Source organism: Halalkalibacter urbisdiaboli (genome assembly GCF_002156385.1).
Classification (GTDB): domain Bacteria; phylum Bacillota; class Bacilli; order Bacillales; family Bacillaceae_D; genus Halalkalibacter_A; species Halalkalibacter_A urbisdiaboli.
Genome location: NZ_MVJM01000001.1, coordinates 1 through 26083, shown reverse-complemented (window position 1 = coordinate 26083; position 26083 = coordinate 1). Strand labels below are relative to the sequence as shown.

The 26083-nt window shown below is 38.0% G+C and carries 26 protein-coding genes and 1 pseudogene; 16 read left to right on the top strand and 11 right to left on the bottom strand.

Going from position 1 to position 26083, the window contains the following annotated elements; translation table 11 throughout:
* Positions 1-103 precede the first annotated feature (103 nt).
* The 3 genes from B1R93_RS00135 to B1R93_RS00125 all read left to right on the top strand — a co-directional run bounded on the left by B1R93_RS00135 (position 104) and on the right by B1R93_RS00125 (position 5007).
* Entirely contained in the window at positions 104-1156 is a 1053-nt protein-coding gene (locus tag B1R93_RS00135) for a flavin-containing monooxygenase (protein WP_088101975.1), read from the top strand.
* Between the two features lie 299 nt (positions 1157-1455).
* A complete protein-coding gene (locus tag B1R93_RS00130) occupies positions 1456-2727 on the top strand; it encodes an erythromycin esterase family protein (protein WP_088101974.1) in 1272 nt (423 codons plus the stop codon).
* 195 nt (positions 2728-2922) lie between these two features.
* Positions 2923-5007, top strand: coding sequence for a bifunctional diguanylate cyclase/phosphodiesterase (locus tag B1R93_RS00125; protein ID WP_088101973.1), 2085 nt, complete (start codon positions 2923-2925; stop codon positions 5005-5007).
* A 189-nt stretch (positions 5008-5196) separates the two neighbouring features.
* Here the strand turns inward: B1R93_RS00125 and B1R93_RS00120 are convergent, their stop codons facing one another.
* Positions 5197-5469 (bottom strand): hypothetical protein, encoded by a 273-nt coding sequence (locus tag B1R93_RS00120; protein ID WP_088101972.1) that lies wholly within the window; start codon positions 5467-5469, stop codon positions 5197-5199.
* A gap of 178 nt (positions 5470-5647) precedes the next feature.
* Between B1R93_RS00120 and B1R93_RS00115 the strand changes: the two genes are divergently transcribed.
* Together B1R93_RS00115 and B1R93_RS00110 are read left to right on the top strand one after the other, a co-directional pair.
* A complete protein-coding gene (locus tag B1R93_RS00115) occupies positions 5648-6346 on the top strand; it encodes a class I SAM-dependent methyltransferase (protein ID WP_088101971.1) in 699 nt (232 codons plus the stop codon).
* 190 nt (positions 6347-6536) lie between these two features.
* Positions 6537-8192, top strand: a complete 1656-nt coding sequence (locus B1R93_RS00110) for a PAS domain-containing sensor histidine kinase (protein ID WP_207634104.1) — start codon at positions 6537-6539, stop codon at positions 8190-8192.
* A gap of 55 nt (positions 8193-8247) precedes the next feature.
* Here B1R93_RS00110 and B1R93_RS00105 read toward each other — a convergent pair whose 3' ends face one another.
* Complete coding sequence (locus B1R93_RS00105) at positions 8248-9063, bottom strand: Cof-type HAD-IIB family hydrolase (RefSeq protein WP_088101969.1); 816 nt, start codon at positions 9061-9063, stop codon at positions 8248-8250.
* Between the two features lie 164 nt (positions 9064-9227).
* On the opposite strand from B1R93_RS00105, the gene B1R93_RS00100 reads away from it, so the two are divergent.
* A complete protein-coding gene (locus B1R93_RS00100; RefSeq protein ID WP_088101968.1) occupies positions 9228-9521 on the top strand; it encodes a Dabb family protein in 294 nt (97 codons plus the stop codon).
* A 300-nt stretch (positions 9522-9821) separates the two neighbouring features.
* Here the strand turns inward: B1R93_RS00100 and B1R93_RS00095 are convergent, their stop codons facing one another.
* Positions 9822-10220 (bottom strand): (deoxy)nucleoside triphosphate pyrophosphohydrolase, encoded by a 399-nt coding sequence (locus tag B1R93_RS00095; RefSeq protein WP_088101967.1) that lies wholly within the window; start codon positions 10218-10220, stop codon positions 9822-9824.
* Between the two features lie 181 nt (positions 10221-10401).
* On the opposite strand from B1R93_RS00095, the gene B1R93_RS00090 reads away from it, so the two are divergent.
* Positions 10402-11148: a Cof-type HAD-IIB family hydrolase gene (locus B1R93_RS00090; RefSeq protein WP_088101966.1), complete on the top strand. Its 747-nt coding sequence runs from the start codon at positions 10402-10404 to the stop codon at positions 11146-11148.
* Positions 11149-11227: 79 nt separating this feature from the next.
* On the opposite strand, the gene B1R93_RS00085 is transcribed toward B1R93_RS00090, so the two are convergent.
* Positions 11228-12421, bottom strand: a complete 1194-nt coding sequence (locus tag B1R93_RS00085) for an HD-GYP domain-containing protein (protein ID WP_245308147.1) — start codon at positions 12419-12421, stop codon at positions 11228-11230.
* A gap of 158 nt (positions 12422-12579) precedes the next feature.
* Between B1R93_RS00085 and B1R93_RS00080 the strand changes: the two genes are divergently transcribed.
* Both B1R93_RS00080 and B1R93_RS00075 read left to right on the top strand, forming a co-directional pair.
* A complete protein-coding gene (locus B1R93_RS00080) occupies positions 12580-13185 on the top strand; it encodes a lysophospholipid acyltransferase family protein (RefSeq protein ID WP_088101964.1) in 606 nt (201 codons plus the stop codon).
* Complete coding sequence (locus B1R93_RS00075; RefSeq protein WP_245308146.1) at positions 13185-13949, top strand: ThiF family adenylyltransferase; 765 nt, start codon at positions 13185-13187, stop codon at positions 13947-13949. Before B1R93_RS00080 ends, B1R93_RS00075 begins: the two co-directional genes overlap by 1 nt.
* A gap of 84 nt (positions 13950-14033) precedes the next feature.
* Here the strand turns inward: B1R93_RS00075 and B1R93_RS00070 are convergent, their stop codons facing one another.
* The 3 genes from B1R93_RS00070 to B1R93_RS00060 form a co-directional block, all read right to left on the bottom strand.
* Complete coding sequence (locus B1R93_RS00070) at positions 14034-14879, bottom strand: MetQ/NlpA family ABC transporter substrate-binding protein (protein WP_088101963.1); 846 nt, start codon at positions 14877-14879, stop codon at positions 14034-14036.
* Between the two features lie 67 nt (positions 14880-14946).
* Positions 14947-15609 (bottom strand): methionine ABC transporter permease, encoded by a 663-nt coding sequence (locus B1R93_RS00065; protein ID WP_088101962.1) that lies wholly within the window; start codon positions 15607-15609, stop codon positions 14947-14949.
* Positions 15602-16612 carry a methionine ABC transporter ATP-binding protein gene (locus tag B1R93_RS00060; protein ID WP_088101961.1) on the bottom strand — a complete coding sequence of 337 codons (1011 nt, stop codon included), beginning with the start codon at positions 16610-16612 and terminating at the stop codon, positions 15602-15604. The genes B1R93_RS00065 and B1R93_RS00060 overlap by 8 nt, the downstream gene beginning before the upstream one ends.
* Before the next feature lie 279 nt (positions 16613-16891).
* On the opposite strand from B1R93_RS00060, the gene B1R93_RS00055 reads away from it, so the two are divergent.
* The 4 genes and pseudogenes from B1R93_RS00055 (at position 16892) to B1R93_RS00040 (ending at position 18167) form a co-directional block, all read left to right on the top strand.
* The gene (locus tag B1R93_RS00055; protein ID WP_245308145.1) at positions 16892-17290 is read left to right on the top strand and encodes a hypothetical protein; all 399 of its coding nucleotides are present in this window, start codon (positions 16892-16894) and stop codon (positions 17288-17290) included.
* Positions 17291-17384: 94 nt separating this feature from the next.
* Complete coding sequence (locus B1R93_RS00050) at positions 17385-17483, top strand: YjcZ family sporulation protein (RefSeq protein WP_088101960.1); 99 nt, start codon at positions 17385-17387, stop codon at positions 17481-17483.
* Between the two features lie 294 nt (positions 17484-17777).
* Positions 17778-17924, top strand: a pseudogene (locus tag B1R93_RS00045) (TRAP transporter substrate-binding protein); the annotation flags it as partial.
* Between the two features lie 24 nt (positions 17925-17948).
* Positions 17949-18167: a hypothetical protein gene (locus tag B1R93_RS00040; protein WP_088101958.1), complete on the top strand. Its 219-nt coding sequence runs from the start codon at positions 17949-17951 to the stop codon at positions 18165-18167.
* A 124-nt stretch (positions 18168-18291) separates the two neighbouring features.
* Here the strand turns inward: B1R93_RS00040 and B1R93_RS00035 are convergent, their stop codons facing one another.
* A complete protein-coding gene (locus tag B1R93_RS00035; RefSeq protein WP_088101957.1) occupies positions 18292-19608 on the bottom strand; it encodes a Glu/Leu/Phe/Val family dehydrogenase in 1317 nt (438 codons plus the stop codon).
* Between the two features lie 145 nt (positions 19609-19753).
* Here B1R93_RS00035 and B1R93_RS00030 point away from each other — a divergent pair, with 145 nt between their 5' ends.
* Positions 19754-21133 carry an NAD-dependent malic enzyme gene (locus B1R93_RS00030; RefSeq protein ID WP_088103338.1) on the top strand — a complete coding sequence of 460 codons (1380 nt, stop codon included), beginning with the start codon at positions 19754-19756 and terminating at the stop codon, positions 21131-21133.
* A gap of 46 nt (positions 21134-21179) precedes the next feature.
* Here the strand turns inward: B1R93_RS00030 and B1R93_RS00025 are convergent, their stop codons facing one another.
* Positions 21180-21359 carry a DUF3918 family protein gene (locus tag B1R93_RS00025; RefSeq protein ID WP_088101956.1) on the bottom strand — a complete coding sequence of 60 codons (180 nt, stop codon included), beginning with the start codon at positions 21357-21359 and terminating at the stop codon, positions 21180-21182.
* 229 nt (positions 21360-21588) lie between these two features.
* Here B1R93_RS00025 and B1R93_RS00020 point away from each other — a divergent pair, with 229 nt between their 5' ends.
* Complete coding sequence (locus tag B1R93_RS00020) at positions 21589-23094, top strand: BCCT family transporter (protein ID WP_088101955.1); 1506 nt, start codon at positions 21589-21591, stop codon at positions 23092-23094.
* A 50-nt stretch (positions 23095-23144) separates the two neighbouring features.
* On the opposite strand, the gene B1R93_RS00015 is transcribed toward B1R93_RS00020, so the two are convergent.
* Positions 23145-23231 (bottom strand): YjcZ family sporulation protein, encoded by an 87-nt coding sequence (locus B1R93_RS00015; protein ID WP_088101954.1) that lies wholly within the window; start codon positions 23229-23231, stop codon positions 23145-23147.
* Between the two features lie 190 nt (positions 23232-23421).
* Entirely contained in the window at positions 23422-24186 is a 765-nt protein-coding gene (locus B1R93_RS00010; protein ID WP_088101953.1) for a 3D domain-containing protein, read from the bottom strand.
* Positions 24187-24420: 234 nt separating this feature from the next.
* Between B1R93_RS00010 and B1R93_RS00005 the strand changes: the two genes are divergently transcribed.
* Positions 24421-25545 carry an NAD(P)/FAD-dependent oxidoreductase gene (locus B1R93_RS00005; RefSeq protein ID WP_088103337.1) on the top strand — a complete coding sequence of 375 codons (1125 nt, stop codon included), beginning with the start codon at positions 24421-24423 and terminating at the stop codon, positions 25543-25545.
* Positions 25546-26083: the final 538 nt, after the last annotated feature.

The following is a 26083-nucleotide window of genomic DNA, read 5'->3' as shown; positions in this document are numbered from 1 at the left end:
GGTATAAGGAAAATATTTCAATTTTATTCTTTATTTTATGGACAAGCTTCTTTATAATAATATTCAAATAGGTATTAGAATATTATTTTCAGGAGTTGCGAGTATGGAATATTACGATGCGGTAATAATTGGTGCAGGTCAAGCTGGTATTGCGATGGGTTATTACTTAAAGAAAGAAGGCATTTCCTTTATAGTATGTGATGAAAATGAAAGAATAGGAGACTCCTGGAGGAAGAGGTACGATTCATTAGTTCTATTTACTCCAAGAAGATACTCTTGCCTACCTGAATTAAGAATGAACGGTTCAGCTGACGGATTTCCAACTAAAGACGAGATGGCAAATTACTTAGCAAGCTATGTTAATCATTTCAACATTCCCGTAAAGTGCAACACCTTAGTTTACAATATAATCAAGAAACATGACTTATTCTATGTTGAGACAAATAAAGGACGAATTGAAGCGAAAAATGTCATCATTGCATCAGGAGCCTTTCAAAAGCCTTATATACCCCCGGTTTTTAAAGAACATGAACAACATCCATTACAGTTCCATTCTTCTTCATATGTTTCTCCTAGACAGATTCCTAAAACATCAGTATTGATTGTTGGAGGAGGTAATTCGGGTGCGCAAATTGCACTTGAGCTAGCAAAAGAGAGGGAAGTGACAATGGCCGTTAGTCATCGACTAAAATTTTTACCGCTTCGTTTTTTAGGAAGAAGTATATTCGATTGGTTAGAACGACTTGGGCTGTTGTATGCTGGAGTTGATACGAAACGAGGAAAATGGTTTAAAAAACAGAAGGACCCGATTTTCGGAAAAGAATTAAAGGGATATATTAAGAACAAGCAGGTACAGCTTAAGCCAAAGGTCGTTTCAGTTATCGGAAAAGAAGTAGTGTTTGAAGATCATAGTCGTCAGACCTTCGATACGGTAATATGGGCAACGGGCTTTGTTCCATCTTATGAATGGATTTCGATCGAAGGTGTGAAAGATTCTGATGGAAAGCCTATTCATAAAAGAGGCATAAGTGAAATTGATGGACTTTACTTTTTAGGTTTGCCTTGGCAATACCAACGTGGGTCGGCATTAATTTGTGGCGTTAGCCATGATGCTAATTATTTATTGTCACATATTCTCACCAACTTGCAGAAATGAAAGCGATTAAGGAGATGGATGAATTGGACGAAAGAATCCAATCTATTTTAACAATCTAGATTCCAAAGATAAAGAGGTTCAATATGAAGCTTTTAAAAATGTGATTGAAGTAATCGAAAACCCCGTGAATTGGGCGTATGAGGTGTGGGGAGGTTTAAAGGATGAATTAATCGATCGTGTTCCTCATAAACGGTCAAGAGAATGTGGGATCTCAAATCAAAAGGGTAAAACCTGTTGGGATACTCTCTTCTTTAATTTTCAAATACATGGACATACTAGAGGCAAGGTAGGTGATAAACGTGTTAAAGGACGAACAAGAATTTATTCGTTCAATTAAAGAGAATGCGATTCGTTTTGATAAGCTTGAGGACATGGAACCATTGCTTGAAGAGGCAAGTAAGGCAAGATTCGCATTACTTGGAGAAGCCTCTCATGGTACGTCGGAGTATTATAAAACACGAGCGGAGATGTCAAAATGGCTCATTGAAAAGAAAGGATTTTCATTCCTTGCCGTAGAAGGAGATTGGCCTTCTTGTTACGAAATCAACCGTTACATAAAAGGGTATAGCAATAAAAAAGGCCCTATAGATGTTTTAAACGCGTTTAATCGTTGGCCAACATGGATGTGGGCGAATGAGGAGATGATTGATTTAATTGCTTGGTTAAAGGACTATAATGACGATAAAGCACCGAAGGACAAAGTCGGATTTTACGGGATTGACGTATATAGTCTGTGGGAGTCTATGGAGGCCGTTATTGCTCATTTAGATAAAACAAACTCACCAGCAGCATCACATGCAAAAAAGGCGTTTTCATGCTTTGAACCATTTCATCGTGACGCCCAATCTTACGGCGTTTCCGCAGCATTATACGGTGAAGACTGTATTAATGAGTTAATGGAGATGCTGAGGCAGCTATATGAATCAAGGGAATTCTACGAGGATGACGATGAAGCTTCCTTAAATGTAGCAGTGAATGCGCTTGTCGCGAAAAATGCTGAGGCGTATTGTCGGACGATGATTACAAACGATAATGAATCATGGAATATTCGTGACCGCCATATGGTTGCTGCGCTTGATTTTATCGCTGATTATTATGGACCGGATTCAAAGGGAGTCATTTGGGAGCATAACACACATATTGGTGATGCTCGTGCAACTGACATGGCTGAGGAAGGCTTAGTAAACGTCGGTCAGCTTACGCGAGAAAAGTACGGTGTAGAGAACGTTTATGCAGTTGGCTTCGGGACATTTGAAGGAACTGTTATCGCTGCGGACCGTTGGGGTGAAAAAGCGCAGGTGATGCAAGTACCTAAAGGTCGGTCAGGAAGCTGGGAAGAGTACTTACATGAAGCGGGTGCCTTCAATAAATATATCCTGTTTCATGAAATGAACCGTCCTGTATTTGAACATACAATTGGTCACCGTGCCATCGGTGTAAGTTATAATCCTCGCTATGAGCATTATGGAAATTATGTTCCTACAAAAATAGCGAGGCGCTATGATGCGTTTTTACATTTCGAACAAACGCATGCACTACATCCATTAAATGTAAAAGAAATTCGGGCCTAACTATTTGTTAGGCTTTTTAAAATTTGAACAATTCTAAATATATTTATTTAAAAATTCGCTAAAAATGGTACAATAGAGCTAAGTTAACTTCGTTTGATTAAAAGGGCTTTTTAGGAGTCTCTAATTACACTGATTTTTTTAAGAGAAATGAATTAGAGTGTCACTGTTTTTTATCCGGATATATAAGGTGATAAAATGACAAATCAATTTGAACGCATCTTTCAAACAGAATGTATTTTGGAAAAACAAACAACAGGCTTCTGGGAGATTGATCGTACGTTGCAGTTCACATTTTGGTCTAAAGAAATGTATGAACTATTTTCTAACTACTCTGAGAAGCCACCACAGCTGACGGAGTTTTTAAATACAATCCAGTCTGAATATGCTGACATTGTATTTAAGGCATTGAGAGAATGTATAGTTCATCAACGTGATTTTTCGATAGAATACGAAATTGTTTCAAATGCTCATCGTCACCGAACGGTTATTCAAACTGGAAAAGCAGTGTTAGATAAGGATGGACAAGTTCATCGAGTGATTGGTACTTTTCAAGACGTTACGAGCTACAGACAATTCGAGACAAGGATAAAAAATGTTGATACTATTATCTCAGCAATTACTGAGAATTTAAGTGCAGGAATTTGGGCAATGGATGCACAATCTGGTGCGATTTTGTATCTTTCAAACGGAGTAACAGATATTTTTGGCTATTCATTGGATGAGTTTCGGCATGATCCACTTTTATGGAAAAAAAGTATTCATCCTGACGATGTCATGAACGTTGATTATAAACGTGAGAAATTGTTAAGGAATGGGAAACTTACGCATCAATATCGGATTATCACGAAGAAGAATGAGGTGAAATGGCTCCATGATCAAACGTTAATTGTTGCGGACGAAAATGGAAGCGCTACACATTTGATTGGAATTGTAGCAGATGTATCAAAACCGATTGAATCGACAATGAATATAAAGTATTTGTCGCATCATGATTCTTTAACCGATTTACCGAACCGTCGCTTTTTCATGAAAAGATTAGCGGAAAAAATGAAAAATCCAGCCGGAGAAAAGCGTTCTTTTGCCATGTTTTATCTTGATTTGGATAGATTCAAATATATCAATGATTATTTAGGTCATGAGATGGGCGATATGGTGCTGGTCGAAATGTCGATTAGACTAAAACGGTTCATTGATTCATCCTGTTTTCTAGCGAGACTAGCTAGTGATGAATTCGCGATTATACATGAGGGAATGACGGAGCGAAATGAGGTCATTTGTTTTGCTAGGAAACTCATTGCACTCATTGAAGAACCTATTCATTTTGAGAATCAGGAGCTTTCTTTGACAGCGAGCATTGGCATTTGTTTCTATCCTGATGATGGAACGTCTGTGCAACCGTTATTAAAAAGTGCAGATATGGCGTTGTCTCGCGCTAAAGAAAATGGGAAAAATAATTTCCAAATCTATTCAACCGCAATGAATAGAAAGGTTACGCGCTATTTTGCCTCCGATAAAGAGCTAAGAAAAGCGCTCCGCAACGAAGAATTCTTCTTAGAATATCAACCGAAAGTTGATACGAAAACAGGCAACATTGTTGGTGGAGAAGCACTTATTCGCTGGTACCATCCAGAAAAAGGGGAAATTCCTCCGATGAGTTTTATTCCGTTGGCAGAAGAAAACGGGTTAATCGCCGGAATTGGAGATTGGGTGTTCCATAAAGTGTGTTCCGACTTGAAAGGGTGGAAGGAGCAAGGGCTTGAAGTTGTGCCGATTTCTGTTAATCTTTCACCGAAAAGGCTAGTTGTTCCTGGGATTTCTCAGCACATTAAATCTATTGTCTCTCATTATGATGTGAATCCTTCATTACTTTGTGTGGAAATCACAGAGCGTTCGATTTTATTAAATGAACAACAATCTCAAAATGTCATCAGAGAGCTAAAGGAATTTGGTATTCGCTTTGCTCTTGATGACTTTGGGACAGGCTATTCATCACTGACATCATTAATTAATTATGATATCGACATTTTGAAAATTGATAAAATGTTTATCGCGGGAATGTTTGAAAAAAACCGAAATAAACAAATTATTAAGTATTTGCTTTCTTTAGCAAATAGTATCGATATGTTAGTTGTAGCAGAAGGAGTTGAAACGCAGGAGCAACTTGATTTTCTTGTTCAAGAAGGCTGCCCGATTATTCAAGGTTTTCTGTTTAGTAAACCATTAAAAGAACCAGAATTTGTTCAGTGTCTTATCCAAAAAACTTTACCGGCTATTCCTTAAATAAATAGAAGTTGTCCCAATAGCTCGATTGTGCCTTTGGGACAACCTTGAAGCAATGCGAAATTGCTACTTTTGTACGTCCTACTATGAGTTGGTATGCATAGTAGGACGAGTAGCGTATGGAGTTTCTATTCCATTTTCGATTTTTGAGAAAGCCTTTATTTTAGTTAATAAGCAATAAAATGATCATTAAATCCAGAACCAAGGTAGAAGTGCTAGTGAAGTAATTGCACCTAATCCAATTCCAACAGCGAATCCTCTTCCGAATCCCCAGCCTGGATAGCCCCAGCCATAGCTAAATCCTCCAAATCTACTTCCTGTGTAACCTCCAACCGGTTGAATATATACTTCTCTATCTGTTACATTTTGAATGACACCACGATGCACTTGACCATCAACAGTGTTAATTTCCACTAAACGCCCACGATACTTTTGGCAAATATGATAATAGTGTAAAGACAACTTATTCACTCCTTTTTAATAGGCTATATTGCATCATATGTAGAAATGAAATAACCGAAACGGACAGGTGTACTAAGTAGTTCGTGGAATTGGCTACTAGAAAAGGCTTATGACCTAGACCGATAGGAAGAAATGAATCATAGTCTAAATGGAATGCTAAAAGATTTGAGGGGATAAAATGTATGTTGATGCACTAGCAGAATTCGGAGTAGGGGGATCTCATCCAGGAGGTTTACTTTTAACAAAGAAATTACTTGATAACGAGGAAATCCAATCTTCGTCAAGTATTCTTGATATCGGGTGTGGAACAGGGCTAAGCGCTTATTACTTATATGAAAAGTATCAGTGTGATGTTAAAGCTTGTGACATCCATCCTATGATGATCGAAAAAGCGAATCAGCGTTTCAAACTGGCAAATTACCCAATTGAAGTAGTTTACGGTGATGCTGAAGCATTAGATTTTCCCGATTGTTCGTTCGACTATCTATTATCTGAATCGGTTACTGCGTTTACGGACAGCCGATACTCGCTGAAAGAATACTGGCGTGTGTTAAAACCACAAGGTAGATTAATAGCTGTCGAGATGGTACATGACGAAAGCTTACCAAAGCCGGACCAAGAAAAAATAAAGGCTTTCTATCGGTTTCAATCATTTTTAACAATCGACCAATGGAAACAGAAGCTATTTGAAAATAACTTTTCCTCTATTATTATTGAACCGTATTTACCAAAAGAAGTACAAGAAGATATAATAAATGATATAAGTCCATCCGCATCTATTCATCCGAAGTTACATGACACTGTACTAGAGCATGGAGATATTGTTCAAACTTATCGCGAGAAAATGTTTCCTGTTGTCATAACAGCTACAAAATGATGTGCAAGAACTATAATTTTCTCTATATAAGAACAGAATCGTCAGTCTTATATTGAAGGAAGAAACTTCATGAAATAATCTAGAAAAATATTTAATAAAACCGCTTTTTTCTCTATTAATTTTGATAAAATAGAATTTGCAAGAAATCTATTTTATGCGTTGGATTCGAGTAGAAAAGGCGGTTTTTTCGGTGAATCGAAAGAAAAGAATTTTAATCATCTATTTGATTGTAAGCACCATTTGGGTCATAGGTTCCGATTATCTCCTCTCTCTTTTGCATTTAGATACGTATATATTACTACAAAGAGTAAAAGGGGTTGTCTTTGTTTTATTAACAGGGGTCTTTATTTATTATTTATTAATTAAAAAAGAAGAGTTTGAGTTGCTTAAACAAGAGAAAGAAAAGCTTTCAACTCTCATTAATTCGATGGTCGATTTTGTGAATTTCAAAGATGGGGATGGGAGATGGATTGAAGCTAATAATTTTGGCTTAAAGCTCTTCCAATTAGAGGGGGTCGATTATCGAGGAAAAAAAGACTCTGAACTCGCTGAATATACAGATTTCTATCGTGAAGCACTTATCTATTGTGAAACGTCCGATGAAGAGACGTGGATGAACGGCAAAATAACATATTGTGAGGAAGTAATTCCTCTGCCGAACGGAGAAGAAAAAACCTTTGATACGATTAAAACACCTTTATTTTATGAGAACGGAGAACGAAAGGGTTTAGTCGTTATTGGTAGAGATATTACGGAGAAAAAGTTAGCAGAACAACAATTAAAGGAAAGTAATATTCGCTATCGTTCTTTATTTGAATATAATCCAGAACTAGTATTTATGATTGATTTAAAAGGGAATATTACCGATTTAAACCGGAAATTTGAACCATTAACAGGGTATAGTAAGGTAGCGAGTATTGGAAAGTCAATCCTATCGTTTATCTTTGAAGGAGATAGAAAACGGGCAATTTGTTCGTTTAAAAAAGTTCTGCAAGAAAAAAATGCACAAAAAATTGACCACATTCATGTTATTCATGCAGAAGGAAAACGGGTTATTGTAAATTGTGCTGCTGTTCCAATTATTAGTGATGGAGAGATCATTGGAATTGTTGGATATGCAAATGACGTAACACAAATTCTTGATACGGAAGAACGTCTCATGAAAACGGAGAAGTTAGCTGTCATTGGTGAACTCGCGGCAGGGATTGCCCATGAAATTCGCAATCCGTTAACATCATTAAAAGGATTTGTGCAAATGTTCCAATCAGAAAGCCAAGATAAGAACCGTTTCTATCGGATTATGTTAGATGAACTTGAGCGAATAAATGCTATCGTAAGTGAATTATTAGTACTCGCTCGTCCTCAGGAGGTTCAATTTTCAACATGTGATATGAACGTCATTATGAATGACGTGTTTACACTATTAGAGTCAGAAGCGAATTTACATGGTGTGACGCAGTCCTTAGAAGTTGCAGAATCGTCCTTACTTGATTGTGAGCCGAATCAGTTAAAGCAGCTATTTATTAATATTATGAAAAATTCGACTGAAGCCCAAGCAACACATATTCATGTTTCAATCTCAAAATCCGAAGAGCATATCATTGTAAAAATTATTGATGATGGTTGTGGAATGACAAAAGAACGAATGGAAAAGCTAGGGGAACCGTTTTATTCACAAAAAGAAAAAGGGACTGGCTTAGGTCTTACGGTTAGTTTTAAAATTGTACAAGCTCATGATGGTACGATTCATTATAAGAGCAACCCAGGGTATGGGACAGAGGTGACGATTATGTTACCGAAGAATAATCATAGCCTACGTCATAAAACAGAAATGGGGTTGGGGTAAAGGGAATGACACCTTTGTCCCAGCCCCTGTTTTTTTTCGTATATAAAGCTGTTTTTTACTCAGTGACAGGCTGTAACACAAACTCTTCGACTGCTTTGGCAACACCGTCATTTTTATTCGTATCTGTGACATAATCTGCTTTTTCTTTAATATCATCAGGAGCATTTCCCATAGCAATACCTAAGCCTGCAAATTCAATCATTTCAAGGTCATTGTAGCTATCACCCATAGCAATGACTTCCTCGCGTGTAATGCCAAGCTGTTCAATCAAATGGGCAAGACTTGTCCCTTTTGAAACCCCTGCTGGCATAAATTCGAGAAAGAAAGGTTTAGACCGCATTATGCTAAGTTCTTCTCCTAATTGCTGCTTAAGTTTTTCTTCGACTGGGATTAGGTGCTCAGGAGCTTCGAGCATTAACACCTTTACCACTGGCTCAGTAACGGCTTCTTTCAAGTCGGCAATAACAATAGGTAAACCAGTTAGATGGGCCTCGACATCTGAATACTCATTGGCTTTCTCGGTTACGATTGTATCTCCAACATATGTATGAATGCCAACATTTTCTTGATGACTTAAGTCAACTAATTGATGAACTGTTTCTGGTGGTAAAGATTGGCCAAAGATTTCTTCCTTTGTTTTGCAGTTAATGATTTTTGCACCATTAAAAGAGAGAATATAGCTTCCGTAATCAGCTAATTTTAACTGGTCAGCATAGTCATGCATCGCATAAGACGGGCGTCCAGAAGCTAAAACTACTTTTACCCCTCTTTCTTGAGCAGACATTAATGCTTCAATCGTACGTTGTGATATTGAATGGTCATCTTGTAAAAGGGTATCATCCATATCGAGAACAATCATTTTGTAAGTCATGGTCAACATTCCTTTCCGATTAGGTAGACCTCTTAATCCTACTACAAAACTAGGTTTTGCGGAAGAACAACTTCACAAGTAGCCGAGGTTATGAGAGTTGCATCAACTAGTAATGTTAGTTAAAATAAATTGTTGGAAATTTGCACTAGAAAAGAGGCCCTATTATGATCAATCGTGTTGTCCTTGTAAAATTTGCAGAAAGCACCACAGCTGAACAATTACAAGGAGTTATAGAACGCTTTAAAGCGTTAAAGAATCATCTTTCTGGTATCGTTGAGATTCATGCCGGACTAAATGTTGCGGAAAAGAGCAAAGAGTATCAAGTGGTGTTAAGTGTACGTTTTGAGGACCAAGCAGCACTTGAAGCTTATGTCGCGAATGCTGAACACCAAGCTGTTGCAGCTTACATTCGTGAAGTTGGAAGAATTGATAGCATTGGTGTCGATTTTGAAATCTAAAAGCCAACAGGTCCTAACAGAGGAAGCCACTGAAAAACCCCTTGAAAGTCACGCTAGGAAGTAGCAATGGCTTCACACGTTGCTCGCCTGCTAAGAGAAACCCACTCATAGCGAGGCCACTGAAAAACTACTTCTTGTAACTCAAAGAAGGAGTAATGGCTCCACACGTTGCTCGCCCTGCTATGAGAAAACCACTCATAGCAGGGCTTTCAAAACCAGGCAACGGCTCCGCACATTACTTAAAGGGTACTGAAAAAGGGAAACCCACCCTTTTTCAGTGCCCTCTAACAGAGAGGGTTGTTAGGACCTAATCTGTTTGAGTAGGAGCTCTACCGTTGGAATGTCAGCAGGAGCCCAGCGCAACCGGTCTAACTGTTCGAGAGGAATCCACTTAAGATCCGCATGTTCTTTTGCTTTCGGGAAACCAGAAATAATCGTCGCATGATAGGTAAGCAAATGAACCAATACGTTAGGATATCGGTGAGTAACACTTTCTATTTTCTCGGAAACCTTTATTTCACAATCTAGTTCTTCACGAATTTCTCGCGTTAACGCTTCTTCAGGCGATTCGCCATCTTCTATTTTTCCGCCTGGAAATTCCCAATGATGGGCAAGGGACATTGTTGGTGAGCGTAATGCACATAAAATATGACTTTGCTCATTATTTATTACCGCAGCAACTACTTGAACTTTTTTCATTTGACCCCCATTAAAAAATTATGATGTTATTTATTATAGTGACTTCACACATGATACGCAAAACATTAGAGGTAAATAGGAAATAGAACCGGTAACATTTCCTGGGGAAGCGCATATTTTGACATGATTCTGATAAAAAGTACAATGTTTTTTTAAAATGAACGATTGGAGGCTGTAAACAATGACGGATGGGAGAAAAGTTATTAAATTAATAGCCATTGATATGGATGGAACGTTGTTGAATAATCGCAATGAAATTTCAGAAGAAAACCGAAACGCTATAAAGGCTGCAGAAAAGCAAGGGATTCATGTTGTCATAAGTACGGGACGAACAAGAACGACGTGTGATGATTTAGTAAAATCACTTTCACTTCAATCCTATTTAATTACTGTAAATGGGAGTGAAATTTGGGATGAGAATGGTACATTAGTTGAAAGAACATTACTAGATACTGCGTTTATTGAACATATGTGGGGGCTAAAACAAAAATACAATACATATTGTTGGGGTGCAACGGTCGGAAATGTTTGGAGAGAAGGGATTCCAGAAGATTTATCTGCACATGAATGGATGAAATTTGGATTTGATATTCCCGATGATAGAATACGAGAAATAATTTATAAGGAGCTATCGGATAACGAAGCATTAGAAGTTAGTAATTCGAGTCCAACAAATTTAGAAATAAACGCTAAAGGTGTAAATAAGGCCAAGGCACTTAACAAAGTATGTCAACGTCTAGGATTTACAATGGAAAATGTCATGGCATTAGGCGACAGTTTAAACGACATTGCAATGATTCAGGGGGCAGGACTTGGAATCGCAATGGGCAATGCTCAAGAAAGTGTTAAAGAAGCAGCTAATTGGATTACAGCAACCAATATAGAAGATGGTGTTGCACAAGCGATTCAGAAATGGGTATTAACTTAAAATTCGTTTGTTTATCAGTAAGAAAGGTGTGTCTCAAAAAGACAGAACCTCTTTTAAAAACACACCTTTTTTAGATTTACTAGATAAAATCTGTTATTTGTTCAAGATCTCTAAGTTCATGGTAAGACGTTTCATATACTTTTTGTAACCTAGGTTTGATCGTATTCACAATGTCAATAAGGTAGGGGTCAAATTGAGTTCCCTTTCCTCTGTTTAATCTTTTAAATGCTTCATCAAAGGACAGAGCTTCACGATACGCCCTTGTAGTGGTCATGGCGTCTAAAGCATCAGCAATCGCAATTACCCTTGCATCTAAAGGGATTTCCTTTTCCTGTATTCCAGAAGGGTAGCCTTTGCCATCCCAACGTTCATGATGATAAAGTACGCCTGGTTTCAATAATTCAAGACTAGAAACCCGTTCAACCATTCTAGCTCCAACTATAGGATGTGTTTTTACCACTTCAAATTCCTCTTTAGTTAATCGTTCTGTCGATGTTAAAATTACCTCTGGTATATTAATTTTTCCTATATCATGAACAAGTCCACTCAGTCGAAGTCTGTTAAGATTTTGCTCATCATTATAATCACTTATTTTTTTCCCTATTTCTACAGCATATAAACTAACGCGTTCACTGTGACCAAATGTATATTGATCCTTTGCTTCAATCGCAATTATGAAGCTCTTAACGGTTTGCTCGAGGGTAGATTCCATAGACTCAATGATGATGTTTACTTGATTTCTATATGATTGAAATAACTTGCTAAACAATAGGTAGCTAAAAGTAGAAATTATAATATATAACAAAAGTCGATTAGATAAATCTATTGCATCTATTTTTATATCCCCTATTGGAAAAAAAAACGAAATTATTGAAAAAGTCATTAATCCAATTAATGAGTAATAAATAAGTAATGTTCTACTACTAAATAAACCTGCTAATATCGGCATTAGTAAAAAATAACTCCAAGACTCGCCATAGCCAGAACTAAAGTATATAAGAGTAAAGAGTAATAATGCATATAGTAGTATAAAATGAGGAAGATACATAGATGGAATCCAAATAAATATAATTCTTAGTAGAAGAACAATTAATAAACTGGTAACTAGATATGAAACATTTGCTCTAGAGTATGGTAGATCAAAGAATGTAAAAAGAACATTCCAAAAAATACTAAGGGTTAAATATATTGTCATAATGATAAAAATATTTTGAGTGATTTGATATTGATGCTCGGTAAAATATTTGGTTAAAAGTTTATCTTTTTGTTTCATTATTACGTTCGCCTTTTCTATTCAAAGTTATTTTTTAGAATTAGTAACTACAATTTTTGCTAAAAAACCGGAAAAAAATAGAAAATTATAGAAAAAAATCCCTTTTTTATTTATAGTTCTAAGTATAAGACTATTAAATTTAAAAAGGAGAGTTTTGTATGAGGAATTTAGACCGTTATGTTTATAGTAAAGCAGAGGGGGAGGTTAGAGAAGAGGCTATTTCCCTACATTACAATCGTTACAAAGAGCTAGGTTTTTTTAAAAATAATGAAATAGACGAATACGAACCGTATTCCACCTATTTTGTTGCAGAAACACAAGAGAAAGACCAAGTAGTTGGTGTAACAAGACTTGTTTTTATGGATTTAATGAGTTTACCAACTATAAAAAACTTTGAAATAAATGATATTTCTCTACAAAAATTAAGAAATTTTGAAAAGAATACTTTAGCTGAGCTAAGTGCACTTACAAAAGCTCCTCAACACGATGTTGGGTTAGGTCTTATTCGTTCTGCCGTTCAATATTCATTAGAAGCCAATATTGAATGTTGGGTTTGTTGCATTGATGAACGAGTGTTCAACTATTTAAACAGAATCTTTAAGTTTCCATTTCAAATTATTGGAGAACCTAAGATATATTTAGGATCAAAAACAATTCCGTGCATTTTTAATTTGACTGAAGGACTACCATTATTGAAAGAAAAAAAATATTCAATTTACGAGTTTTTAGTGACACCACAAGCCCAATTAATGGAGGTGAAATAATGATAGTCCAGGAACGATTGACAAGAAATCTAGGTATTATGTCAGAGGAAGATATGCATAAGCTTCGAAACGCAAAAATTGCGATAGCTGGCTGCGGTTGCATTGGTGGCTTCTCAGCAGAATTGCTTACGAGAATCGGAGTTGGTGAGTTACGAATTGCAGATCCAGATAGTTTTGATGAATCAAATATTAATCGGCAGTGCGCGGCCACATTTAAGACGATTGGGCGAAATAAATCAGAAGCTCTTAAGGAACATTTACTCGCCATTAATCCCGAATTAAAGATTACTACATATTCGGAAGGGGTTCATGAAGAAAATGTTTCAGATTTTTTGCATCAGGTTGATTATGTCATTGATGCCATTGATTATTTTGCGTTTCCGTACGCGGTTCTTCTACATCGTGAAGCACGTCAAAGAGGGATTCATATTATTACAGCAGCAGCTATTGGTTTTGGGACAACAGTATTAGCCTTTGATCCTAAAGGGATGGCGTTGGAGGAGTATGTTGGTATGCCAATGGGGTTAACCATTGAACAAATGAAGGGAATCAGGTTTCCTGTTTCAGGTTATGCAGAAAAACTACCAAGCTACATTTCAATGGAGCAAGTGACTAGATGGATTCAGGAGAAAACCATCCCAACGATTAGTGTCGGACAAGCACTTGGACCAGGTGTATTAGTTTCAAAAATGATTTTGCATATCCTTGATCGAAAAGTACCAAGCTTCGTTCCTGAATCATTTCAACTCCAGTTTGAGGATTGAGTTACTAGGGGTAGTTGTAGAAAAGAAGGGGCTGTTCAGTTCCAGGTGAAAAACAGACCTTAAAACTGGACACCCCTTGTTTACTTATTCCATCCAGCTTGGTTTTCCAAAGCCTTGGAACTCGTTATCAATCACAGCTTCAAATTCTTCAGATTCTACTGCTGCTTTAATATCTGCCACGAATTGCTCTTCTAAATCACTTGTATTAACAACGACACGGTTGCGATAATCATCGAACATATTCTCTAATTTAAGTGCATCTAGTAAATCCATTTTTGAAGCAAGTGCAAAGTTTCCTGGTACTGCTGCGACATCAACACTTTCAACTGCACGAGGAAGTTGAGCTGCTTCAATAGGTTGGAACTGTAGGTTTAACGGGTTATTTGCGACGTCTTTCTCTGAAACAGTTAGAGGGTCGACTTCTTCACTAATTGTAATTAAACCTGCATCTTCAAGAATAAGTAATGCACGTGCTAGGTTTGTCGGGTCATTTGGAAGGGCAACTGTTGCACCTTCTTCAATCGCGTCCATTGATTCAAACTTGCTAGAATAGATTCCCATTGGAGCAGTAGGAACAATAATAACTTCAGATAGCTCTAAACCATTTTCCGCTGCAAATGACTCCATGAAAATTTTATGTTGGAATAGGTTAGCGTCAATTGAACCATTTCCTAAAGCATTATTTGGTTGAACGTAATCACTGAATTCTACTACTTCAACTTCGTAGCCTTGCTCTTCTAGAATAGGTTTAATTGCTTTTGAAACCATATCACTATATGGACCAGAAGTGGCCCCGATTTTTAACGTACCTTTTTCCTCAACTACTGGTTCTGCATCTGACTCAGTCTGTGGAGCACTTTGCTCATTTGATGAGCATGCAACGAGAAGTGCAGCAAAGCATAAAAGAAATGCTAACTTAATTGCTTTCATATTGTTTCTCTCCTTTTTATGTTCTCTATATTTTATATTACAAAAGAGGGTAGACCTCTGTAATACCTTATCGTTTATCGACGACTTTAGCGATGTAGTCACCTAAATATTGAATAAATTGAACGAGACAAATTAAGATAATGATAGTCGTAAACATGACCGTATTATCATAACGATAATAGCCAAAACGGACAGCTAAATCCCCGATTCCGCCTCCTCCGACAGTCCCAGCCATCGCAGAATAACCAATAAGACTGATCGTTGTGATTGTTAAACCTTGGATAAGCCCAGGCTTTGATTCAGGTAGAATAATATCTTTTATAATCATCCATGGTGTAGCTCCAGTTGCAATGGCAGCTTCAATGATCCCTTTATCGATTTTACGAACGGCCGATTCAACAATTCTCGCAAAAAACGGAATCGCCGCAACTGAAAGGGAAACAGAGGCAGCAGTTGGCCCAATTGTTGTTCCGACAATGAATTGCGTAAAGGGTAAGAGAGCCACAAGTAATATTATAAAAGGAATGGAACGAATTAAGTTAACAGTTACTCCAATGATTCCTTTTAACACACGATTCTCTAAAAATAAATCCTTATCAGTAATAAATAGCAGAATTCCCAATGGTAAGCCAAACACAATGGCAATACTTAATGAAATACCGACCATGTAAAGCGTTTGGAAGAAAGCCTTATTTAACTCAGGTAATAAATTTATGATTGACTCAAGCATGTTCAATCACCTCCACACCATGCGTTCGTTCTACTAAATAATCAATCGCACGTTGGACTTCGCCAGCTTCGCCTTGAAGCTCCATGATGAAAATTCCGAGTGGCACGTCTTTTATGTACTCGATTTTCCCATGCATGATATTTCCGGTTACGTTAAATGATTTTAGGACATCTGAAACGACAGATTCACTTGCTACAGCCCCGCGGAATTGTAACTTTATCAAAACACCCGAACATTCGTCCATTAATTGCTTCGGAAGCTCAAATTGTAGAACACTAGAAATAAAATCTTTTGTAAGTGGCTGTTCTGGGTTTGCAAACAAATCGTAAACACGACCTTGTTCAACTACTTTTCCATTTTCCATAACGGCCATTTCATCACAAATGTCTTTAACGACTTCCATTTCATGTGTAATTAAAACAATCGTTAATTCTAGTTCACGATTAATTTTCTTGAGCAAATTTAAAATCGATTTTGTCGTGCTTGGGTCAAGAGCGGATGTTGCTTCATCACAAAGTAATACTTTAGGATTGTTTGCAAGTGCTCTAGCTATACCAACCCGTTGTTTTTGCCCGCCACTTAACTGGGAAGGGTAATGGTCTTTTTTATCAGCTAAACCGACAACGTCAAGTAATTCATTAACACGTTTTTCGATCATGTCTTTCGGTTGATTTGCTGCTTTTAACGCAAACGCAACATTATCAAAAACAGTTTTTGCACTAACAAGGTGAAAATGCTGAAAAATCATGCCGATTTTTTGACGTGCTTCACGAAGCTGCTGTTTGTTTAAAGTAACTAGATTTACGCCATCAACGATAATCTCACCTGACGTTGGTTTTTCTAGTAAATTTAAGCAACGTAATAATGAACTTTTCCCGGCTCCACTATAACCAACGATTCCGTAGATTTTACCTTTCTCAATCGTTAAAGAAACGTTGTCGACGCCAAGAACCGAACCTTTTTTTGTTTTATACTCTTTTACTAACTCTTTGATTTCGATCAATGTGGCACCTCCGATAAAAACAATCTACATAGAGAAAGCCTCTTTCACGAACGAAAGAAGCAAGAACGTCGTTAATTCATATTTTAATATAATTAAAGTTTAGAAGAACGTTATTAATAATAATGAACGTAGGGCTCCTTGTCAAATTTTATATTATTCTGTCGATTTAGGCGTTTTCATTAATGTCAATTAATCTAGGCGACTGACTATTCCGCATGTATCTAATGGTCATAGGTTAAACATGTAGCAATGAGCAAGGGTATGAGAGGAGAATGAGGAATGTATAGACATGAGTGGCATCCTTCAGAAGAAGAAAGAATTAGTCCGTTAGGGGCAGGTTTAATTGGTGCTAGCTTGGGATATTTAGGGAGTGAATTATTTGATCATAACGTTGGTGGTGGTTATGGTTATACTCCAGGAATGACTGGATTTAGCCCATATAGCTTTGGTGGATATGGATTCCCAAGTACTAGTTACGGTGCCTTCAATCCAGGAGGCGGATTTAATCAACCGATGGGCTACGGATTCCCAGGTCAAGGACTTACAGGCTATACACCATACGGAGGGTTCCCAAGACCGCAAAGTGGTTTCGGTTATCCAGGTTACGGAGTACCGGGCTATGGTTTGCCGGATTCAAGCTTTGGCATTGGTCAGAGCAATATTTTTGGGCTAAGATGATTAGTCGTTCATTTACACACTTCCGTAGTGGAAGCATAGACTATGATTGTGAGTGAATCACTCACCTGAAACTTTCTTAAAAGGAGCGATTCAAATGACTGCAGGTTATGCTGGCGGCGGCTTTGCGTTAGTAGTTGTGTTGTTCATTCTATTAATCATCATCGGTTCTGCTTGGGGAGGCTATGCTTACTAATGTAAGCAGCCTTGCATAGCAGGGTTTGAAAAGGAGCCCGCTTTTTGCGGGCTTTCATTATTATATATTGTGAATGTAATGATGGCGACATGAAAACAGACCATGGTTGCTCGATCTTGGTTAAGTGTTGTTTTATTTGTTCATACTATTGCTTGAAAGGTATGGAAGGGGTGTTAAGCTGAAAAGATGCCTTCTATCCTGTTTTATTGCTATTTTTTTCTTTTTTACATGCTCCTGCAATATGCGAAAGAAAATGTACATATAATAAACGCAAAATAATATGAAGACCTTTATCGTTTGAAAATAAGAGCGGCGGAAAGTCCAATTCATATCGATATATGGGGACAAGTAGGTACAAATGCCACTCCAATGACTTTTCCTGAGTTATTTTCTGGGTTGCAGCAAGGGGTTGTCGATGGGCAGGAAAATCGCGGGCACTGAAAAAGGGTGTTTTTCCTTTTTTCAATGCCCTTGAAGCAACGTGCGGAGCCATTGCTGCTTCCTAGTGTGACTTTCAAGGGGTTTTTCTGTGGCTTCGGGAAATTCCCTTTTTCGGTGATTGCAACGAATCGACTTTACGATATGCCATCCTTTCTAACAACAACAGGACGTGTATATGGTACAGTTGGTATGAATCAAGGATTATTGGACGAGCTGTCAGATAACGTGCGGAACATGAAGTGAATAAGTAGAGGCGTTAACACGCTAGATAAGGTGATTTTTCAATCGACAGAGATTTGGGAAGAAGAACTATTAACGGATTTATTGAATCCAAAGCAGAGGTAAGAGCTAACCTCTGCTTTCTCGTTTAGTTCAAGTAGTTCCTCGATAAATCAGGAGTCTTAATCCAACCTCGAGCTTTAAATGCTTTCACGATATGAGAAATCCCGACCATATATGCTGCTTTACGCATCCGACCATTTTGTTCGTTTCTCATTTTCAATACATTTTCAAATCCAGTGACCATGCGTTCCTCAAGCTTTTGATTGACCTCTTCTTCCTTCCAATAATAATTCATCGCATTTTGTACCCATTCGAAGTAAGAAACTGTTACTCCACCCGCATTACATAAAATATCAGGGATAACAAAGACGTTATTTTCCTCAAGAATACGGTCGCCCTCAGGTGTAGTGGGCCCATTGGCAGCTTCGGCAACAATTTTCGCTTTAATATACGGAGCGGTGTCTTTTGTAATTTGATTCTCGATGGCGGCTGGGACAAAAATATCGACTGGCAATCCAAATAATTCATCATTAGATAGTGGTGACGCATGAGGATATCCAACGACGCTATTGCCTGCTTGGACGAATTCAAGAAGTTCTGGGATATTAAGGCCTTCTTTCGAGTAAATCCCTCCATTTGCATCGGTTACTGCAACAACCTTCACACCTAATTCATGTAAAAATTTCGCCGTCATACTGCCGACGTTTCCAAACCCTTGTAAGGAAGCCGTACATTCAGATAAATTCATGCCGAGCACTCGGGCCGCTTCACGTATGGTAATGACGACACCGCGCCCTGTTGCTTCGAGTCTACCAAGAGAGCCACCTAATATCACCGGCTTCCCTGTCAGCATACCAGGAACATTAAAGCCTCTTAATTTGTCATACTCATCAATCATCCAGCCCATCACTTCTGGGTTTGTGTTCACATCAGGTGCTGGAATATCCTTTTGTGGCCCGATAATCGGCGTAATTTTTCGAATGTAGGTTCGGCTTAGTTCCTCAAGCTCACGCTCTGATAGTTCGCTCGGGTCAACGATAACGCCACCCTTTCCACCACCTAGTGGGAGGTCTAAGATTGCTGATTTTAACGACATCCAAATTGATAAAGCCTTCACCTCATCTGCATTGACCTGAGGATGAAAGCGAATGCCACCCTTCGTTGGACCAAGGATGTCAAGGTGTTGGGAACGATACCCTGTAAAATTCCGAAGCTCGCCATTATCCATACGAATCGGAATTGAAACTTCAAGCACGCGCATTGGTTTTTTTAAAATATTATAAATGTTATCACTTAATCCTAGTTCTGTAATCGAATCCTTTAAGAGCTCTTTGACAATCTTGTACGGATTTTTATTATGGGTCGTAATATCTGCTTCAACCTTATCGCGAATATTCATCATAGCCTGTCCTCCAAATATAGGTTCCTTAATCATAATCTCTCTCTAATTTCTTTTTTTATGCAGATGAGTGATAAAAGAGGGGATTTGAAGAGATACTACCGATATTATTTACTTTGAAAGGATGAGTCCGTTGCCACGCTCAAACATGACAACAATCTTACGTTTGGAAATAATCAAAAATGAAGTGACCTTTGGAGAGATTGCGACCGTTATAAGTGAAGCTGGCGGTGATATGATTGCGATTGACGTGATTAAAGAAGGACCACAAGTAACTGTTCGTGATATAAGCGTTAATGTGAATAGTAAAGAAAATCAGGAGCGGATTATTCAAGCGGTTCATGACTTGCCTGGCGTGAACGTGCGCCATGTGTCTGATCGAACGTTTTTATTACATTTAGGTGGAAAAATTGAAGTAACTTCGAAAAACTCAATTGATAATCGTGAGGAATTATCTCATGTTTATACACCTGAGGTTGCACGTATTTGTATGGCAATTGAAGAAAATCCTACACTTGCTTATAATTTAACGATAAAAAAAAATGCAGTAGCCGTTATTACAAATGCAACGGCTGTTTTAGGCTTAGGAAAAATTAAACCAGAGGCTGCAATGCCTGTAATGGAAGGGAAATCCATGTTGTTTAAGCAGTTTGCAAATGTCGATGCGTACCCAATCTGTTTGGACTCTAACGATACAGAAGAAATCATTCAAATTATTAAAGCACTAAGCCCAACGTTTGGAGGAATCAATTTAGAGGATATTGCTTCACCGCAATGTTTTGAAATTGAGGAACGATTAAAGAAAGAAATTGATATTCCTGTTTTCCACGACGATCAGCATGGTACCGCGATTGTCGCTCTAGCAGGTTTACTTAATGCATTAAAAGTGACGAATAGAGAATTAAAGGCTTGCAAAATCGTCGTATGTGGAATTGGGGCAGCAGGTATCGCGATTACAAAAATGCTATTAGCTGCTGGAGCTGAGCATGTTGTCGGGGTTGATCGGTTTGGTGCACTGTCTCGCGATGAACACTATGAAAATAAGATGTGGACTTGGTACGCCCGAAATACAAATCCTCACCTTGAAAAAGGACCACTTTCCTCGGTTATTAACGATGCTGATGTATTCATCGGTGTTTCAGCTCCGGATGTTCTTAAAGTAGAGGATGTAAAGAAGATGGCAAACGAACCGATTGTGTTTGCACTAGCAAACCCAAATCCAGAAATTTCACCTGAGGTTGCAAAACCGTATGTCAAGGTAATGGCAACCGGGCGTTCTGACTATCCAAATCAAGTCAATAATGTATTGTGTTTCCCCGGAATGTTTCGTGGTGTCCTTGATTGTAGAGCTTCAGATATAAATGAAGAAATGAAATTAGCTGCAGCAAAAGCAATTGCTTCTACGATAGGGGAGGATGAGTTAAATGAGGACTATATCATCCCAGGTGTGTTTAATGAACAAATTGTTCCGAAAATACGTGAAGCAGTCATTCAGGCTGGATATGAATCAGGCGTAGCAAAAAAATAGCGAGTAAAGAGCGTCTCACATGTTTTGGAGACGCCCTTCGCATACATTAGTCTCTTAATTGGTTAAATGCACGCTGTACCGGCTGCATCATGTTGTTATTGTTGCCTTGGTTATTACGGCCTCTCATCATGGTATAAGCAGCTGCACCTACGCCAATACCAACTAATGACCACATTAACGTGTTATTGTTGTTGTTGTTGTTGTTGTTTTGTCCCATACCAAACATTGTAACATCTCCTAATTGTTTATTTTTGAGTGTTGCTATGCCGAAATGTAGGAATTCGACATCCATTAGTATGGTTTACAGTGAGTCAGCTAAACGAGGATTTCGTTACCAAAAGTTCCGTTTCTATTTAGCTTAAAAGTAATTTTTGTCAGGAGTGGGTATTCCGAATATTACAGGTGAATGAGGAGATAAATAAATCCATATAAACAGAGATTAGGAAGGAGGAAACATGATGGCACGGAAAACGTTTCTTAACCCTGTTTTTTTTGTGTCAGCCGTTATTATCATCATCCTCGTCCTTTTTGGTGGTATTGCGCCAGAGCGATTTGGAGCTGGAGCAGAAGGGTTATTTCTATTTACAACAACGAACTTTGGTTGGTTTTTTCTTTTTTCGGTTTTTATTTTTGTCCTATTCCTAGTTGGATTAGCGATAAGTAAATACGGGAAGATTCGTCTAGGACCTCAGGACTCCAAGCCTGAATACCCTTTTTTCACATGGGTCGGCATGTTATTTTCAGCAGGATTTGGTGTTGGGTTGGTCTTCTGGGGAGTAGCGGAACCAATGAGCCACTTTTTCTCACCACCATTTATGAATGTTGAACCATTAACTCATCAGACAGCAAGGATTGCTATGGGGTATTCCTTCTTTCACTGGGGTTTAAGTCAATGGTCTGTCTTTGCAATAATCGGGTTGATGATTGCGTTTCTGCAATTTCGGAAAGAGAAGGATGGCCTCGTATCAACGGCGGTTGAACCGATTGTAGGAAAAAATAAAACAGTAAAAAACGTGATCGACTGTTTGGCTGTAATTGCTACGGTTATGGGGGTAGCAACATCGTTAGGGTTAGGGATTTTGCAAATGAGTGGCGGTTTACATTTTGTATTTAATATCCCTAATTCAATTTGGGTGCAATTGATCATAATGGTAATTCTTCTTATTCTTTATTCTTTATCATCCACTACGGGATTAAATAAAGGGATTAAGTGGTTAAGTAATTTAAATCTGAGTTTATGCTTAGTGCTACTATTGTTTGTCTTTATTGCTGGTCCAACTGTGTTTATAATGAATTCATTCACCCTAGGGATTGGTGATTACATTAATGAGTTTATTGCATACAGTCTACGGTTAACCCATTATCGAGGCGGCACTTGGGTTAGAGACTGGACTATTTTCTATTGGGCGTGGGCCATTGCTTGGTCGCCTTTCGTGGGAGCATTCGTTGCTCGTGTCTCAAAAGGAAGAACGATTCGTGAATTTGTAATTGGGGTAATGGTTGTCCCACCATTAATTGCATGTTTTTGGATTGCTACCTTTGGTGGAACGGCTCTTTATTATGATTTAATGCAAGGTACAGCGATAGCTGAAGCAGTAAATGCCGATATAACAGTTGCTCTTTTTGAAACATTTGCTCAATTACCATTAAGCATGGTGATGTCGGTTATTTCATTTTTATTAATTTTCACGTTCCTAGTAACGTCAGCAGATTCAGCCACGTATATTTTAGCTAGTATGACATCAGGAGGAAGCTTATCTCCTAAAACGTATATTAAGTTAACGTGGGGAATTTTGATGGCAGCAATCGCCATTGTCCTATTATTTGCTGGGGGACTAGGCGCTTTGCAAACAGCTTCGTTAGTTTCTGCTCTTCCTTTTACAGTGATTATCGTGATCATTATGTTCTCGATTGTTAAATTGCTCCGGGGGGAACCAGTACCAGTACGTAAGATTAGGTAAATGATAAAAGCAGCTAGGAGTGATGTTCCTAGCTGCTTTTTACTCTTTTATTAATACGTGTATGCAGACCCTACAATTACTAGTAGGATAAATAACACAACAATTAACGTGAAGCTAGTTCCTGTAACATGACTCATGAAGAATTCCTCCTTTTTTGAGTGGCTACACTATAGCTATATGTAAGGTTTTCTAAGATGGGTGGGCGGATATCTTGATAAAGTTAAATTGGGCTTGTTAATGATACAGTCGTTTTTTGATGAAAAAGCATAAATAATATAGAAAGGCAACTGTCCATTGACAAAAGACAGTTGCCTATATGTATTAAAATTAGTTTAGGACTTTTACTTTTACTTTTCTTGAACCCCAATTTATAGCATCTTGTTTGTCGGCAAGGAAAATGTCAATTTTATTGCCTTTTATAGACGAGCCTGTATCACCGGCGATTGCATAACCATAGCCTTCTACATAAACTTTAGAGCCTAGTGGAATAACTGAAGGATCTACTGAAATGACTTTTTTATTTGGATTTTTGTTTAAATCGATTCCGGTAGCTGTGATGCCGGAACAACCTTCACATGATGCAGTATAAGCTGTTGCGGTCATAGTTAATTCTTTAACCTCACTCGAAGAATTTGTTTCATTAGAACGATTACTATTTTTCTGTGAACCCGAGTTTGAGTTTGTTGATACCGATTTAACTTCCGCATTTTGTTGCTTGTCCGATCTTTTAACGTGAATAATGAGCTTATCATTAATCTTGAGAAGGGATGGGTTTTGAATTTGATTCCAATCAATTAAATCCTTGGTCGAAACGTTCTCATATTTTGCTGCAATAGCTGAAAGAGTATCGCCTTCTTTAACGATATACGTTTCTGAAGGGGAGACGATTAAACGTTGATTTGGAATAATAAGATTGCTTGAGAGTTCATTCCAAACTTTTAAATCATTAACGGAAACATTGTGTTTTTGTGAGATATTCCACAATGTATCCCCCTTTTGTATTGTTACTTCTTTTGCGGAAGCCTCTGTCCCTAATGTCATAGTAGTGGCCAAAACTGCTAAAGTTACAAGTGAAAGGAGCATTCTTTTCATAAACTACCTCCAAAAATCTATTAATCAAGCTTTTCGAAACATATCGTACCATTGAATTTGCGAAAACAAAGAACAGTGCAATAACAATTTGATTACATTTATGACAACCGCCTCAAAAATTATCGCAAGCATTACATACTTTTTAACAATTTCAGTGTTCGTGGCTATTAAATTGTAGTTATTAAATCGTTCCTGTAAAATGAGAGAATAACGGAGAAGGAATAGGTGTTTAAGGTGAAACGAATTGTTGTTATAGGTGCTGGGATTGTCGGTGCATCAACGGCTTATCATCTTGCAAGGTCTGGCGCAAATGTTACATTAATTGATCGAAATGATATTGGAAAAGCGACTGATGCTGCTGCCGGCATTATTTGTCCTTGGTTATCACAGCGAAGAAATAAAGCTTGGTATCAGTTAGCAAAAGCAGGGGCAAAGTACTATCCAGAATTAATTGGGCAACTAGAAGCTGAAGGAGAAAGGGAAACAGGGTATGCAAAGGTAGGAGTACTCTGTTTACATTCGGATATAGGCAAATTGGACAAGATGGAAGAACGAGCTAAAAAGCGTCGTGAGGATGCACCTGAGATTGGTGAGATAACTAGGCTTACACCTGAGGAAACAAAATCACGCTTTCCTGTTTTATCAGATGAGTATCGTTCTCTTCATGTAAGTGGTGCCGCCCGTGTAAATGGGAAAGCGGTCTGTCTTGCTTTGATAAACGCAGCAAAGCGACATGGAACCCGTATGATTAGAGCGGAGGGGAAGTTGTTTTGTGATGGTCAAGAGCTTAAGGGAGTAATTGCAGACGGAGAAACAATAATGGCTGATCAAGTCATTGTCACATCAGGGGCTTGGGCTAGAGAGACTTTACAGCTGCTCGGTATTACATTTCAGATCGAACCTCAAAAGGCTCAAATTGCTCATTTAGATTTGCTTAATACGAACACTGATGAGTGGCCTGTCGTAATGTCGCCAACTAATCACTATCTTCTAGCGTTTGATAAGGGGCGTATTGTTGCAGGGGCAACTCATGAAGATGAAGTTGGTTTTGATACGAGAGTAACGGCTGGTGGTGTGCATGAAATTTTAGATAAAGCTTTTACAATAGCGCCTGGTTTATCTCAGGCGGAAGTAAATGAGATCAAAGTGGGGTTTAGACCGGTAGCGCCTGGATTTCTTCCGGTTATCGGGGAGATTCCAAATTATTCAGGGTTATTCGTAGCCAACGGTTTAGGTTCCTCTGGATTAACAATCGGTCCTTACCTTGGTGCAGAATTGGCAAAGTTGGCACTTGGCAAGGAGACTGAGATAGATTTGTCTCTTTATAATATAGAAGAAGCTATTAGGAAAGAGACGTAAATGAAGGGGCTGATTCAAAAGCTTAAAGGGTGCACACAGTGGCTCCGTTTGCTCATTGCATGCTTTGCCAAAAGGATAAAAACAACCTTTTGGTAAAGCATCTAACGTAAAGTTAGTTGCAGTAACGTGACTCGTGAAGGATTTCTCCATTTAGGTAAGCTTTCTAAATATCCCTATGTCTTTGTCATGATTGTTTTGAATAGGGCTATTAAAAATAGATTGCAGTTTGACAACGTTTGTGATAAATTAATTAATCTAGTCGCAAATAAATATAAAATAAATATAAAATAAATATTGCGCAGAATTGAATAACATGATATATTATTACTTGTCGCTGACAACGGATTTAAATATTCCTAAAAACTTTTAAAAAAGTTGTTGCGCGGAACAATTTATTATGTTATGATAATAAATGTCGCCGATGAGTGACAAATAAGTTCTTTGAAAACTGAACAAAAGCCAAGCGAAAAGAGAGACAGTTTAAATGTTCTTTTCATTTAAACCAATCTCGTCAATTTATTATTTATTCGAGCTAATC

Coding starts and splice junctions, on each gene's coding strand:
- B1R93_RS00135 (WP_088101975.1), top strand. CDS start 104: ATGGAATATTACGATGCGGTAATAATTGGTGCAGGTCAAGCTGGTATT.
- B1R93_RS00125 (WP_088101973.1), top strand. CDS start 2,923: ATGACAAATCAATTTGAACGCATCTTTCAAACAGAATGTATTTTGGAA.
- B1R93_RS00115 (WP_088101971.1), top strand. CDS start 5,648: ATGTATGTTGATGCACTAGCAGAATTCGGAGTAGGGGGATCTCATCCA.
- B1R93_RS00105 (WP_088101969.1), bottom strand. CDS start 9,063: ATGACTTACAAAATGATTGTTCTCGATATGGATGATACCCTTTTACAA.
- B1R93_RS00100 (WP_088101968.1), top strand. CDS start 9,228: ATGATCAATCGTGTTGTCCTTGTAAAATTTGCAGAAAGCACCACAGCT.
- B1R93_RS00095 (WP_088101967.1), bottom strand. CDS start 10,220: ATGAAAAAAGTTCAAGTAGTTGCTGCGGTAATAAATAATGAGCAAAGT.
- B1R93_RS00090 (WP_088101966.1), top strand. CDS start 10,402: ATGACGGATGGGAGAAAAGTTATTAAATTAATAGCCATTGATATGGAT.
- B1R93_RS00085 (WP_245308147.1), bottom strand. CDS start 12,421: ATGAAACAAAAAGATAAACTTTTAACCAAATATTTTACCGAGCATCAA.
- B1R93_RS00080 (WP_088101964.1), top strand. CDS start 12,580: ATGAGGAATTTAGACCGTTATGTTTATAGTAAAGCAGAGGGGGAGGTT.
- B1R93_RS00075 (WP_245308146.1), top strand. CDS start 13,185: ATGATAGTCCAGGAACGATTGACAAGAAATCTAGGTATTATGTCAGAG.
- B1R93_RS00070 (WP_088101963.1), bottom strand. CDS start 14,879: ATGAAAGCAATTAAGTTAGCATTTCTTTTATGCTTTGCTGCACTTCTC.
- B1R93_RS00065 (WP_088101962.1), bottom strand. CDS start 15,609: ATGCTTGAGTCAATCATAAATTTATTACCTGAGTTAAATAAGGCTTTC.
- B1R93_RS00055 (WP_245308145.1), top strand. CDS start 16,892: ATGTATAGACATGAGTGGCATCCTTCAGAAGAAGAAAGAATTAGTCCG.
- B1R93_RS00050 (WP_088101960.1), top strand. CDS start 17,385: ATGACTGCAGGTTATGCTGGCGGCGGCTTTGCGTTAGTAGTTGTGTTG.
- B1R93_RS00040 (WP_088101958.1), top strand. CDS start 17,949: ATGCCCTTGAAGCAACGTGCGGAGCCATTGCTGCTTCCTAGTGTGACT.
- B1R93_RS00035 (WP_088101957.1), bottom strand. CDS start 19,608: ATGATGAATATTCGCGATAAGGTTGAAGCAGATATTACGACCCATAAT.
- B1R93_RS00030 (WP_088103338.1), top strand. CDS start 19,754: ATGACAACAATCTTACGTTTGGAAATAATCAAAAATGAAGTGACCTTT.
- B1R93_RS00025 (WP_088101956.1), bottom strand. CDS start 21,359: ATGTTTGGTATGGGACAAAACAACAACAACAACAACAACAATAACACG.
- B1R93_RS00020 (WP_088101955.1), top strand. CDS start 21,589: ATGATGGCACGGAAAACGTTTCTTAACCCTGTTTTTTTTGTGTCAGCC.
- B1R93_RS00015 (WP_088101954.1), bottom strand. CDS start 23,231: ATGAGTCATGTTACAGGAACTAGCTTCACGTTAATTGTTGTGTTATTT.
- B1R93_RS00010 (WP_088101953.1), bottom strand. CDS start 24,186: ATGAAAAGAATGCTCCTTTCACTTGTAACTTTAGCAGTTTTGGCCACT.